Origin of the sequence: Verticiella alkaliphila (assembly GCF_018904615.1) — a bacterium.
In the GTDB taxonomy this organism is placed as follows: Bacteria; Pseudomonadota; Gammaproteobacteria; order Burkholderiales; family Burkholderiaceae_B; genus Verticiella; species Verticiella alkaliphila.
The window spans coordinates 43,844-55,705 of record NZ_JADCNH010000017.1 but is presented as its reverse complement, the minus strand read 5'-3'; the positions used below and the strand labels follow the sequence as shown (position 1 = coordinate 55,705).

Below are 11,862 nucleotides of genomic sequence, written 5' to 3'. Positions count from 1 at the left end.
AAAAGACAGATATAATCTTTTTCTTTCTTCCCCGATAGCTCAGTCGGTAGAGCGACGGACTGTTAATCCGCAGGTCGCAGGTTCGAGCCCTGCTCGGGGAGCCAAATAAAAGAAGGGGTTGCACTACGGTGCAACCCCTTTTTGCTTGGGCGCTCGCTACGTCACGCGCCCATGAGAAGCAGGCCCTGCTCCACCATCGGAGGGGCCTACGTCAACTCAGGCCGCGCAGCGTCGCACGTGCTGTACGCCGTGAATGTCCTGAGGGCGAAAACGCAGACGAATGCGAACGGGCATCTCGCCCTCCCCATCGCTCACGTCCGCATCGGCGGTGTAGGTCGTGGTGCCGAGAAACGGCGTGTTGAAGATCACCGTGCTGGTGATCGGGGGCCCGTCGAGCGGCTGCACCGTCACGCGGTCGCCGATATCGATGGGGGCATGATCCAGCGGGGCATCGGCCGGACGCTGGACGAGGTGGTGCGGAAACAAGGTCTTCACTGTCAATCCTGAAGGTAGGCACGACCGTCATTGCCGAACACAGGCAGCGGAAAGCTCCGACGCTGGCGGCGCAAATACGGTATCGGCGATGGGCGCTGCCACTAGCGTAGCGAACGCGGATGACGCTTTGATGATGGGCTTGCGGCTGGGAATTGTCGTAGGAGACCGCAGGCGCCGGGCTGCCGGGGCAGCGTGCTTTCCGAGAAGCGGATAGCCAAAGCGTGCCGCATTATGCACGTGGCCCAGGACCATGTCAAGTGGAAAATATCACTTCGCTGACGATTGCGCACAAATGCGCGACGATACGTAAGATTTACGCGCAGTTTTAGGCATCGACATCACCGCCGCGATAGCGTGGCGCGGAGGCAGTCTGGCCAGGCACATCGATTGCTATTAGCGGTTCACTTTGGCGACCCTTGATGATCGCCCCGCATGAGGAGTTTTGATGGCCAGCCGTTTTCACGCTTCGTACACCCGAATCACCCTCCAGCGCGCCCAAGGTCGCCTGGCGGCCGCGCGTCGCGCGTTGCCCTGGGAAGACCAGATCGCCGCGCGACCCGACGACGATCTCGGTGATCGTCCGCTGGAATTGCCGGTGCTCAAGCGGCCCACCGAGGCACCCGCCCGGCGGCCGGACGACGTCGAACCGCCGCGGCCGAATCACGTGCCGCTGCCCAGCCGTTCTCCGGTCGGCGTGAGCCTGCACGCCTGATTGATCACGCGGGCGGCGCGAGGCGGATCAGGCCTTCCTGCATGGTGGAGGCCACGAGCCGCCCGTCCCGTGTGAAGAAGCGGCCACGGCACAGACCGCGGGCGTTGCTGGCACTAGGCGATTCGGTGACGTACAGGAGCCATTCGTCCATCCGAAACGGCCGGTGGAACCACATCGCATGATCCAGGCTCGCGATATGTAGCGCCGGGTCGAAGAAGCTCATGGCATGGGGCAGCAGCGCAGCATGCAGCAGATAGAAATCCGACGTGTAGGCCAGCATGGCCTGATGCAGCACCGGCGAATCCGGCAGCGGGTCGGCCGCGCGCACCCAGGCCGTGAAGAGCGGCGGACGCGCCGTGGGCGCCAACGGATCGAAGCGCGTCACGGGACGGATCTCGATCGGCCGCACGCGCTCGTAGGCCGAGCGCACTTTTTCCGGCAGCCGCGCGATCACCGCAGCCAGCAGTTCGGATTCCGGCGTCAGCCCTTCCGGACCGGGCACGTCGGGCATCTCGTCGGCATGCTCCGCACCGTCTTCGAACACCTGGAAGGACGCCGACATGTTGAAGATCGGTCGGCCATGCTGGATCGCCACGACGCGGCGGGTGGTGAAGCTCGAGCCGTCACGAATGCGGTCGACGTCGTAGACGATAGGCGCGCGCTTGTCGCCTGGTCGCAGGAAGTAGGCGTGCAGGGAATGCACCCCGCGCCCCTCCTCCACGGTGCGCGCCGCAGCCGCCAGGGCCTGGCCCAGAACCTGGCCACCGAACACCGCGCGGCTGCCGATGTCGCCGCTGATGCCGCGGAAAAGGTTGAGCTCCAACGGCTCGACCTGCAACAGATTGATCAACTCCTGGGTCATGCTCATGGCGGGGAATCCTCGCAGCGTGTTCTCTGGAATATCCGCATTATCCGCGTTTCCCAGCCGCGCTGGTGCAGCGCAGCATGACGGCCCAAACAAGGCATTTTCGCTGGAGACGACATGGCGTGGCTCAAGGCCTTGCACATCATCTTTCTGATCCTGTGGTGCACAGGCCTCTTCTACATGCCGGCACTCTTCGCCCATTACGCCGGCGCCACCGACGCGCGCGAACGTCACCGGATGCGCATCATCACCCGCTTCACCTTCATCGTGATCACGTCACCTGCAGCGGTGCTCGCGATCATCACTGGCACCATCCTGGTTTACGCGACAGCCATCCAGGGGGTGTGGTTGCCCGCCAAACTCGCGGTGGTCGCGGGCATGGGATTCTTTCATGTGTATTGCGGGCGGCGTGTCGTGGAGCTCGAGCGGGGCGAACACATCGAGCGACGCAGCTTTCACATTGCGCTGGTGTTGGTGCCGTTCGTGCTCGTGAGCACGGTGCTGTGGCTGGTGCTTGCCAAGCCGACCCTGTGGAGCAGCGGCGCATGAGCGCGCCGCCTCAGGGCCGCGCTCAGCGCGAGCTGTCGTCCGCCAGGTCGAGCGGATCGGTGTCGTGGTCCTCGCCCTTGTCCACGGCGATCTGGTGTTCGAACACCAGCTTGCCACCCAGCCACCCCGCCGCTCCGACCAGTACGGCACCCAGCGCTGACAGATACAGCCCCGTTGGCATGATGCTGCCCACCGGGTCGGCCAAGCGCATCACCCAGTTGATGACGGCCGTGGCCAGCAGCGCGACGGCCAACACGAAGTGGTTCCAGCTCGCCGGACGGCGTCGGATCTCGGTCACCCACAACAACTCCACGGTGCCGGCGATGCCGGCGAGGATGCCCATGAAGGCCCCTGCGCCAACCAGCCAAAGCGAGACGCGCGCCCAGAAGGCGTCGCCCGTGTACCAGAAAGCGAGGTCCGTCCCCAGCACGCCGAGCAGAAACGCGATGGGAAAGGTGACGAGCATGGGGTGCAACGGGTGGCGGGCAAACGCGACCAGTGTGCCGGAGCCAGGCGGGAGGGGCTTGCCAAATCGTTCCATGAGTCTCCTGCGGGCGGAATCGTCGCCGAACACAGATGCACCCGGCGTAACGGGCGCCGTCTGCAAGGAACATTCCTGATGCCTCCTCGTCATGTCGTCGCCGGCCTCACCGCCCTGCCCCTGCTAAGCGGTTGCATTCGTCAACCCTTGTCCACGCTCGATCCTGCCGGCCCCGCCGCCGCCGACATCGCCCAGGTCTGGTGGGTGATGTTCTTCGGCAGCATTCTCGTCTGGCTCCTCGTAGTCGTTCTCGCGCTCTATGCCGGTATGCACCGGCGCCGCACGGGCAAGGCGCCACGGAATTGGCTGCTGATCGGTGGTGGGCTCGTGTTGCCCATCAGTACGACGCTCGCCCTGCTGATCTATGGCATCAACGCCGGACAGTCCATGCTGCCGCTACCGACGAAGGAGCCGGTGTATCGGGTAGAGGTGCGCGGGCACCAGTGGTGGTGGGAGGTCATCTACCTGGACGCACCGGGTGGGCCTCGGTATTCCGCCAATGAGATCCACATCCCGGCGGGCCGCTTCGTCGACGTACACGTCAGCACGAACGACGTGATCCACAGCTTCTGGGCGCCCGCCTGGGCGGCAAGATCGACGCCATTCCGGGACGCACCAACGTCGTGCGCCTGCGCGCCGATGCGCCCGGCGCTTACCACGGGGTCTGCGCGGAATTCTGTGGCGCGCAGCACGCCCGCATGCGCCTGGTCATCCACGCTCATGACGAGGCCGGCCTGGACGAGCGGATGCGTGCCCTGGTGACGCCCGCCGCCACGGCGGACATGACGACTCATGGTGCCCAGGCCTTCGCGCGCGACTGCCTGGCCTGTCACAGCCTGGATCCCGCCAGCCGCAGCGCGCAGCCGGGTCCCAACCTCGCGGATCTCGGCCTGCGCGGCACGCTCGCCGCGGGCACCCTGCCCAATACACCCGAGAGCCTGCGCGACTGGCTTGCCCACCCGCAGGCGCGCAAGCCCGGCAATCTCATGCCCGACCAGAACCTGTCCGGCGAGGACGTCGAGGCCATCGCCACCTTCCTGGAAAGCCTCCCGTGACCGAACCGTTGTCGCCCATTGCCCGCCATCACCGCCTTCAGGCGATCTGGAACGATCCCCAGCACGGGCTCGCGCGCATCTTCTGCGCCGTCAACCACACGGCGATCGGCCAGCGGTTCGTCGTCACGGCGCTGATCTTCTTTTTGATCGGCGGCGTGCTCGCCATGCTGATCCGCGCGCAACTCGCCACCTCGGGCAACGCCTTCCTGGGCAACGAACTCTACGCGCAGCTCTTCACCATGCACGGCACGGTGATGATGTTCCTCTTTGCCATTCCCGTGCTGGAGGGGATTGCGCTCTACCTGCTGCCCAAGATGATGGGCGCGCGCGATCTCGCCTTCCCGCGCCTCGGTGCCTACGCCTACTGGTGCTACGTGTCGGGCGGGATCATTCTCATCACGGCCCTCCTGCTGGGGCTTGCGCCCAACGGCGGATGGTTCATGTACACGCCGCTCTCGAGCACGGAGTTCACACCCGGCATCCAGGCTGACATCTGGCTGATCGGCGTCACTTTCGCCGAGATCTCGGCGATCTGCGGCGCGGCCGAGATCGTGGTCACTATCTTGAGGCTGCGCACGCCCGGCATGGGCCTTCGCTCGATGCCGATCTTCGCCTGGTACATGCTAGTCACCGCCGGCATGATCCTGATCGGCTTTCCCCCACTCATCCTTGGCAGCATCCTGCTTGAGATCGAGCGCGCCTTCGGCTGGCCGTTCTTCGAGGTCGCGCGCGGCGGCGACCCTCTCCTCTGGCAGCATCTGTTCTGGCTGTTCGGCCACCCTGAGGTCTACATCATCTTCCTGCCCGCAGCCGGCATGGTGTCCACCATTCTTCCCGTGTTCGCGCGCCGCCCGTTGGTCGGCCACACGTGGATCGTGGGTAGTGCGCTCGCCACCGGCTTCATCAGCTTCGGCCTCTGGGTGCACCACATGTTCGCGGTGGGCATCCCGTATCTGGGCCAGATCTTCTTCTCGGCCGCGAGCATGCTCGTGGCCGTGCCCACGGCCATCCAGTTCTTCGCCTGGATCGCCACGCTGTGGTCGGGCCGCCCGGTATTTCGCCTGCCGATGCTGTATCTCTTCGGCTTTCTCACGATCTTCGTCATGGGCGGGCTCACTGGCGTCATGGTGGCGCTGGTGCCGTTCGACTGGCAGGTGCACGACACGCACTTTGTGGTTGCGCACTTGCATTACGTGCTGGTGGGCGGCATGGTCTTCCCCGTGATGGCGGCGATCTACTACTGGCTGCCCCACGTGACGGGGCGCATGCCTTCGGAGACCATGGGCAAGTGGGCGTTCTGGATGATCTTCATCGGATTCAACGCCACTTTCCTCATCATGCATCTGACCGGGCTGCTCGGCATGCCTAGACGTGTCTACGTCTACGACGGTCACCTGGGCTGGGACGTGCTGAATCTGGTGTCCTCGATCGGCGGCTTCCTGCAGGCGATCGGCTTCGGCCTGCTGGTGCTCGACATCTTCTTGCAGGGCAGCATGGGACGCGCCGCTGTGCGCAACCCGTGGGGGGCCGACACGCTGGAGTGGACGACGGCGACCCCGGTGGCGCCCTACAACATCGGCGCCCAGCCACACGTCACCTCGCGCACCCCGTTGTGGGACCACCCCGATCTGGCGCCCGAACTGGCCGCTGGCAAACACTATCCAGGGAGCGCTCTGCCCACGCGCCGCGAGACGATCAGCGTGGACGTTCTGACCGGCGAGGCACGGCACCTCGTGATCCTGCCCGGCCCCAGCCGCATGCCAATCATCGGCACGCTGCTCACGGGAGGCTTTTTTCTCGCCGTGCTCTTCAAGGTCTACTGGCTTGCCGCCCTCTTTCCGTTCGCCGTGGCCGCCCTCTTCCTGCGCTGGGCGTGGAGCACCGGCGTACGTGAGGATCCGGTGCCGGTCAACGTCGGCCAGGGGCTGATGCTGCTGCCTCACCATGGTGATCCGGAAGGCAGCCCCGGGCGCGCTGGCACGATCTACACCTTGGCCGCCGACGGAACGCTCTTCGCGTGCCTGCTCTTTGGCTATGTGTTTCTGTGGACCATCGCACCGAACTGGCCCCCACCGGCGTTCATCGATCCCTCGCCGTGGCTGCCGCTTCTGGCCGCGAGCGGGCTCGCCGTCGCGCTCGGCACGTCCAGCCTGGGCCTGGCCCGTGTCGGCGCAGGTCGAGTCGGGGCCGGCGCCACGCTGGCTTGGCTCGCCACCGCGGGCAGCGTGGTTGGCGCGCTGGCCTTCGGCCTGCTGCCCAGTCTCGCGCTGCCGGCGCCCACGGGCCACGCCTACGCCGCCATCAGCGCGGTGCTCTGCTACTACATGGCCCTGCATTGCGCGATCGGGGCGCTGATGACCGGCTTCGCCGCGCAGCGCTGCCGCCATGGGTTCATCTCGGCCATGCGTCGCCTGGAGTTCGTCATCGCGCGCACCTGGTGGCGCTACACCGCGGCGGCCGGCGTCATCGCCCTGGTCGCCCTCTACGGCTTTCCGCTGGGGGCACGATGAGCACGTTTCCGCGCGGCCCCGTCTCGCTGCTCATCATGACCGGCGGCGTCATTGTCTGGAGCGTGTGCTTCGTCGTACTGTATGGCGGCATGTCGCTCGCCTGCACCCAGGGCTGGTTCGACGTCACGCTGGCCGGCCTGCACGGCATCAACTGGATGCTGGTCGTGCTCTGGGTGGCGCATCTCGTCCTGCTCGCGCTCATGACATGGGTGTCGCTGGGACACCTGCGCATGACCCCGCGCGAGGACGCGTCCACGCGGTTCGGCTGGCGCACGACGTTCGTTCTGAACGTCGTGGGGCTCGCAGGCACCGTCTGGATTGGTTTCCCGATCCTGATGACGGTGCCCTGCATTTGACCTTCAGCCGCTGACGCTCGGCCACTGACGCTCAGCCCATCAAGGCGTAGGGCCCACCGCGCTCGAGCGCTGCCCGGTAGGCCGGCCGGGCGTGAATTCGCGCAAGGAAATCCGTCAGACGCGGGTGCGTGGCCGCGGTGAGCCCCGCCCGCTGCGCCGCAGCCTCCAGCGGAAAGCTCATCTGCACGTCCGCTGCCGTCATCTCGTCACCGGCGAACCACTCGCGCAGCGCCAGTTCCGATTCCATGTACGCGAGCTGGTTGCGCAGGTTGGGCTCGATCATGCGTGCTTTCACGCCGTTGGAGATCGCACGGGCGATCGGCCGCGCGAAGAATGGCATCGGCATCGTTGGGATTTTGCCGAAGATCAGGCTGAGCAGGAGCGGCGGCATGGCCGAACCTTCGGCGAAGTGCATCCAGTAGGTGTAGCGCCGATGCGCCGGCGTGCCGGCAGCCGGGCGAAGCTGCCCGCCCGCCTTGTCCACCAGGTACTCCAGGATGGCGCCGGATTCGGCCACCGTGATCTCGCCATCGGTGATGACGGGCGACTTGCCCAGCGGGTGCACCTGGCGCAGCTCAGGCGGCGCCAGCATCGTCTTGGCATCGCGCTCGTAGCGCTTGACCTCGTAAGGCAACCCCAGCTCCTCGAGCAGCCACAGCACACGCTGCGAGCGCGAATTGTTCAGATGATGGACGACGATCACGGCGTTGACTCCTCGGATGCCCGGCAAATGTGGGCATGTGGGTTGCTTGAGCGCCTCATGGGCGCCCGGCCATGGTAGCGGCACGCGCGCGCCGCTACAACGGTCGGAGGAATCGCCATGCCACGCGTCGTCTGGAAAGGTGCCATCTCGTTCGGGCTGGTGCACGTGCCCATCGTGCTGCATCCCGGCGCACGCCGCGCCAATCTCGATTTCGACTGGGTCGACAAGCGCGACATGGCGCCGGTGGGCTATCAGCGCATCAACAAGGTCACCGGCAAGACCATCGAATCCGAGCACATCGCCAAGGGGTATCAGTACGAGAAGGGCGAATACGTGCTGATGAGCGACGAAGACTTTCGCCAGGCAAACCCGACGGCCACGCAGACGGTCGAGATCGTGTGCTTCGTCAAGGCCGAGGAACTGCCGCCCTACTACTTCGAGACGCCCTACTACATGGTGCCGGACAAGCGCGGCACCAAGGGCTATGTGCTGTTGCGCGAAACCTTGCGCAAGGCCGACCGCATCGGCATTGCCAACGTGATCCTGCACACCAAGCAGCACCTGGCGGCCGTCATGGTGGTGGATGACATGCTGGTGCTCAACACCATGCGCTATGCCGACGAGATCATTGCCCGCGACGACCTGGACGTGCCCGCAGGCAACCTCGACAAGGCCGGCATCTCCAGCCGCGAGGCGGACATGGCGCGTCGGCTGGTGGACGACATGACCGAAGCCTGGGAGCCCTCGCAATTCCGCGATGCCTATCGCGAGGATCTGCTCGCGCGCATCGAAGAGAAGATCGATGCGGGCCAGACCCACACCCTCACCGAACCCTCCCGCGATGCCCCGAGCACGCGCAGCAGCGCCAAGGTGATCGATCTGGTGTCCATGCTCAAGCAGAGCATCGAATCCCGCACGGGGCGCAAGTCCGCCGCCAATGACGACGAGGAGGCCACCCCGCGCCGGGGCCGAAAGGCAAGCGCATCGGACGACGCGGACGCGACCCCCGTGCGCAAGCGGGCGACGAAGGCGGCCGGCAAATCCGCTGGCAAGTCGACGGCGCGCAAGACAGCCACCAAGACAGCGGCCAAGGCGGCAGGCAGGCGTGCGGCCAAGCGGCCCGCGAAGACAGCATCTGAGCGTGCGGCACCGGCAAAACGCCCCGCCAAGACGACGGCCCCGCGTCGGCGCGCCGCCTGAGCGGAGTGACGCATGGCCAGGGATGCCCTCACTGCCTACCGCGACAAGCGCGATTTCTCGGCGACGGCCGAGCCTAGCGGCAAGCGCGCAGGCAAGCGACGTCAGGCGCAGGCACCGATCTTCGTCGTGCAGCGCCACGAAGCCCGTGCCCTGCACTACGATTTCCGGCTGGAACTCGATGGCGTGCTGCGCAGCTGGGCCGTGCCCAAGGGGCCATCGCGAGACCCTGCCGCCAAGCGCCTGGCCGTGGCCGTGGAAGACCATCCGATCGACTACGCGACCTTCGCTGGCGAGATCCCCGAAGGCCATTACGGCGCCGGCCATGTCGACATCTGGGATGGTGGGACCTGGGCGCCGATCGATGCCGATCCTGCCGCCGCACTGGACAAGGGGCGGCTGCATTTCACGTTGCAAGGTCGGGTATTGCAAGGCGAATGGATCCTGATCCGTACCGGTCGCAGCGGCAAATCCTGGCTGCTGCGCAAGCGCGACGATGAATTCGTCGTGCCCGGCGATGATGCGGAAGCGATCACGCCCGTGACGGCGTCGCAGCCGGCCGATGCCGGCTCGGCGAAGGCGCCATCGCATGCCGCCAGCAAAGCGCCTGACAAGACGGCCCCGCGTCGTGCGCCGAAGGCCAAGCGAGCGCCCCTGCCTGAGCGCCTGACGCCCCAACTCGCGACGCTGGTCGACGCCCCGCCGCCCGGCCCGGGTTGGCGCTATGAGCTGAAGTACGACGGCTATCGCATGCTGTGCCGTATCGACGGCAAGGACGTTCGCTGGATCAGCCGCACCGGCAAGGACTGGACAGCGCGCATGCAGCCACTCTCTGACGCCATCGCCGCGCTGGACCTCGGCCGAGGTTGGATCGACGGCGAGGTCGTGGTCTTCGGCGAGAACGGCAAGACGGAATTCCAGGCGCTGCAGAATGCCCTGGATGCGCGGGCGGACACGCTGCACTTCATTGCGTTCGATCTGCCTTATTGGGGCGGCAAGGACTTGCGCGCGCTGCCCCTGGAGGACCGCCAGGCGCAATTGCAGACCCTGATTGCCGCCATCGAAGGGGCCCCCATCAGCTTCACCGACCGCATCGACGCGCCGGATGCCGCCAGTGCGCAGGAGGCGTTGGACCAGGCGTGCCGGCTTGGACTGGAAGGGCTCATCGCCAAGCAGGCCGATGCGCCCTACACCGCGGCACGCTCGTCCACCTGGGTGAAGCTCAAGTGCCGGCCGCGCCAGGAGTTCGTGATCGGCGGCTACACCAGTCCCGCGGGCAGCCGCACCGGCTTCGGCGCCTTGCTGGTCGGCGTACGCGAGGGCAACAAGCTGGTCTACGCCGGGCGTATCGGCACTGGGTTCGACAGCGACACGCTGGATTCCCTGCATGCGAGGCTGCGCAAGATCACCGTGGCGACGAGCCCTTTTTCCGCCCCGTTGCCGCCCAACCAGCGCCGCTTCGCCACCGGCGGGCCACGCGACATCTTCTGGGTCAAGCCAACGCTGGTGGTGGAAGCCGAGTTCGCGGGCTGGACGAGCGACAACGTGCTGCGCCAGGCGAGCTTCGCCGGGCTGCGGCAGGACAAACCCGCGCGCGACGTGGGACGCGAGACAGCGGCCCCGCCGCCGGCAGATGACCCTGCGGAATCCGCGGCCGCCACCGGGCGCCGCACCACGACCCGTCGCGGCAGCACCGCGGCCCGACCCGACAGCGCCGCCCGGCCATCGCGAGGCCGCGGCGCAGAACGCCCGAACCCGGTGGCGGGTGTGCGCATCACCCACCCGGATCGCCTGCTCTTTCGGGATCCCGACATCGACAAGCTGGATCTGGCCACGTACTACGAGGCCGTGGGCGAATACCTCATGCCACACCTGCGGGGGCGTCGCCTGGCGATGCTGCGCTGCCCCGAAGGCACCCAGGCGGAATGCTTCTTCCAGAAGCACATCGCTCAGCGGCTGCCCGCCGGCATACGTCGCGACGGCGAGCACATCCTCGTGGCCGCGCCCAAGGGCGTGGTCGCGCTCGCACAGAACGGCGTCATCGAACTACACACGTGGGGTTCGACGCTGCCAAAGGCCGATCGTGCCGATCGCCTCACGCTCGATCTGGACCCTGGCCCCGGTGTCGATTGGCCCGCGCTCGTGGAAGCCGCCCAGCTGACGGCAACCCTGCTGCGCGAGATCGGCCTGGTCCCCTTTCTCAAGACGACGGGCGGCAAGGGGCTGCACGTGGTGACACCGATTCGTCGTACGCTGGATTGGGATGCGGCCAAGCGGTTTGCTGGAGGGCTCGCGCGGCACCTGGCCGGGCTCATGCCGGATCGCTATACCGCGAACATGAGCAAGGCGCGCCGCCAGGGCCGCATCTTCATCGACTACCTGCGCAACGGCGAGAATGCCACGGCAATCGCGGCCTTCGCGGCGCGCGCCCGGCAAGGGGCCCCTGTCTCCCTGCCTCTGGCTTGGGAAGACCTGGCGCCAAGCCGTGATCTGCGCGGCGCCGTCTTCAACATCCGCAACGTGCCCACGCTGCTCGCCCAATGGACGGACCCGTGGGCAGACTACGCCGGTGCGGCGCAAACCGTCACGCAGGATCTGCTCAAGGCATTCGCGGACAAGGCATGATTCAACCTGGGGGGCACGCCGCTTGCTCTACGAGAGCACACCCTCTCAAGGAGACTGGCATGGCCCACCAACCCGTCGAACCCGATACTCCCGACGCACCGATCCCGGTCGATCCCGATCCGGTACCCCCGTCGCCCGATGACGTGCGCGCGCGCCCCAGCACCATTGCCGGCTCGCCGGCCCGGGACCTGCCCGGTACGCCCGGCCCTGACGCTTCCGGCCAACGCCCCTGACCTCTTCACCAAGGACCTGTC

At 66.6% G+C, this 11,862-nt stretch carries 12 protein-coding genes and 1 tRNA gene; 9 read left to right on the top strand and 4 right to left on the bottom strand.

Going from position 1 to position 11,862, the window contains the following annotated elements; translation table 11 throughout:
• Window positions 1-28: 28 nt before the first annotated feature.
• Window positions 29-104, top strand: a tRNA-Asn gene (locus IMZ29_RS12610).
• Between the two features lie 112 nt (window positions 105-216).
• Here the strand turns inward: IMZ29_RS12610 and IMZ29_RS12605 are convergent.
• Window positions 217-495 carry a hypothetical protein gene (locus IMZ29_RS12605; protein ID WP_216184332.1) on the bottom strand — a complete coding sequence of 93 codons (279 nt, stop codon included), beginning with the start codon at window positions 493-495 and terminating at the stop codon, window positions 217-219.
• Between the two features lie 445 nt (window positions 496-940).
• Here IMZ29_RS12605 and IMZ29_RS12600 point away from each other — a divergent pair, with 445 nt between their 5' ends.
• Window positions 941-1,207, top strand: coding sequence for a hypothetical protein (locus IMZ29_RS12600; RefSeq protein ID WP_216184329.1), 267 nt, complete (start codon window positions 941-943; stop codon window positions 1,205-1,207).
• A gap of 4 nt (window positions 1,208-1,211) precedes the next feature.
• On the opposite strand, the gene tesB is transcribed toward IMZ29_RS12600, so the two are convergent.
• A complete protein-coding gene (gene tesB / locus IMZ29_RS12595; protein ID WP_216184326.1) occupies window positions 1,212-2,075 on the bottom strand; it encodes an acyl-CoA thioesterase II in 864 nt (287 codons plus the stop codon).
• 114 nt (window positions 2,076-2,189) lie between these two features.
• Here tesB and IMZ29_RS12590 point away from each other — a divergent pair, with 114 nt between their 5' ends.
• Window positions 2,190-2,621 carry a CopD family protein gene (locus tag IMZ29_RS12590; protein WP_216184323.1) on the top strand — a complete coding sequence of 144 codons (432 nt, stop codon included), beginning with the start codon at window positions 2,190-2,192 and terminating at the stop codon, window positions 2,619-2,621.
• Window positions 2,622-2,643: 22 nt separating this feature from the next.
• Here the strand turns inward: IMZ29_RS12590 and IMZ29_RS12585 are convergent, their stop codons facing one another.
• The gene (locus tag IMZ29_RS12585) at window positions 2,644-3,162 is read right to left on the bottom strand and encodes a DUF2231 domain-containing protein (RefSeq protein WP_216184320.1); all 519 of its coding nucleotides are present in this window, start codon (window positions 3,160-3,162) and stop codon (window positions 2,644-2,646) included.
• A gap of 746 nt (window positions 3,163-3,908) precedes the next feature.
• Here IMZ29_RS12585 and IMZ29_RS12575 point away from each other — a divergent pair.
• Genes IMZ29_RS12575 through IMZ29_RS12565 form a run of 3 tightly spaced genes read left to right on the top strand, consistent with a single transcriptional unit; the run spans window position 3,909 to window position 7,083 of the window.
• A complete protein-coding gene (locus tag IMZ29_RS12575) occupies window positions 3,909-4,217 on the top strand; it encodes a c-type cytochrome (RefSeq protein WP_216184318.1) in 309 nt (102 codons plus the stop codon).
• Window positions 4,214-6,727 carry a cytochrome c oxidase subunit I gene (ctaD, locus tag IMZ29_RS12570; RefSeq protein ID WP_371820248.1) on the top strand — a complete coding sequence of 838 codons (2,514 nt, stop codon included), beginning with the start codon at window positions 4,214-4,216 and terminating at the stop codon, window positions 6,725-6,727. Before IMZ29_RS12575 ends, ctaD begins: the two co-directional genes overlap by 4 nt.
• A complete protein-coding gene (locus IMZ29_RS12565; RefSeq protein WP_216184313.1) occupies window positions 6,724-7,083 on the top strand; it encodes a hypothetical protein in 360 nt (119 codons plus the stop codon). The genes ctaD and IMZ29_RS12565 overlap by 4 nt, the downstream gene beginning before the upstream one ends.
• Window positions 7,084-7,114: 31 nt before the next feature.
• Here IMZ29_RS12565 and IMZ29_RS12560 read toward each other — a convergent pair whose 3' ends face one another.
• Window positions 7,115-7,786 (bottom strand): glutathione S-transferase family protein, encoded by a 672-nt coding sequence (locus tag IMZ29_RS12560; RefSeq protein ID WP_216184310.1) that lies wholly within the window; start codon window positions 7,784-7,786, stop codon window positions 7,115-7,117.
• Window positions 7,787-7,903: 117 nt separating this feature from the next.
• On the opposite strand from IMZ29_RS12560, the gene ku reads away from it, so the two are divergent.
• The 3 genes from ku to IMZ29_RS12545 are packed head-to-tail and all read left to right on the top strand — an operon-like array spanning window position 7,904 to window position 11,841.
• The gene (gene ku, locus IMZ29_RS12555) at window positions 7,904-8,986 is read left to right on the top strand and encodes a non-homologous end joining protein Ku (protein WP_216184307.1); all 1,083 of its coding nucleotides are present in this window, start codon (window positions 7,904-7,906) and stop codon (window positions 8,984-8,986) included.
• A gap of 12 nt (window positions 8,987-8,998) precedes the next feature.
• Window positions 8,999-11,608, top strand: a complete 2,610-nt coding sequence (gene ligD / locus IMZ29_RS12550; RefSeq protein WP_216184304.1) for a DNA ligase D — start codon at window positions 8,999-9,001, stop codon at window positions 11,606-11,608.
• Between the two features lie 59 nt (window positions 11,609-11,667).
• A complete protein-coding gene (locus tag IMZ29_RS12545) occupies window positions 11,668-11,841 on the top strand; it encodes a hypothetical protein (protein ID WP_216184301.1) in 174 nt (57 codons plus the stop codon).
• Window positions 11,842-11,862 lie beyond the last annotated feature (21 nt).

Excerpts from the sequence above, each read along its gene's own strand:
- IMZ29_RS12590 (WP_216184323.1), top strand. The coding sequence starts at position 2,190 with ATGGCGTGGCTCAAGGCCTTGCACATCATCTTTCTGATCCTGTGGTGC.
- ligD (WP_216184304.1), top strand. The coding sequence starts at position 8,999 with ATGGCCAGGGATGCCCTCACTGCCTACCGCGACAAGCGCGATTTCTCG.
- IMZ29_RS12575 (WP_216184318.1), top strand. The coding sequence starts at position 3,909 with ATGCGTGCCCTGGTGACGCCCGCCGCCACGGCGGACATGACGACTCAT.
- IMZ29_RS12585 (WP_216184320.1), bottom strand. The coding sequence starts at position 3,162 with ATGGAACGATTTGGCAAGCCCCTCCCGCCTGGCTCCGGCACACTGGTC.
- tesB (WP_216184326.1), bottom strand. The coding sequence starts at position 2,075 with ATGAGCATGACCCAGGAGTTGATCAATCTGTTGCAGGTCGAGCCGTTG.
- IMZ29_RS12565 (WP_216184313.1), top strand. The coding sequence starts at position 6,724 with ATGAGCACGTTTCCGCGCGGCCCCGTCTCGCTGCTCATCATGACCGGC.
- IMZ29_RS12600 (WP_216184329.1), top strand. The coding sequence starts at position 941 with ATGGCCAGCCGTTTTCACGCTTCGTACACCCGAATCACCCTCCAGCGC.
- IMZ29_RS12545 (WP_216184301.1), top strand. The coding sequence starts at position 11,668 with ATGGCCCACCAACCCGTCGAACCCGATACTCCCGACGCACCGATCCCG.
- ku (WP_216184307.1), top strand. The coding sequence starts at position 7,904 with ATGCCACGCGTCGTCTGGAAAGGTGCCATCTCGTTCGGGCTGGTGCAC.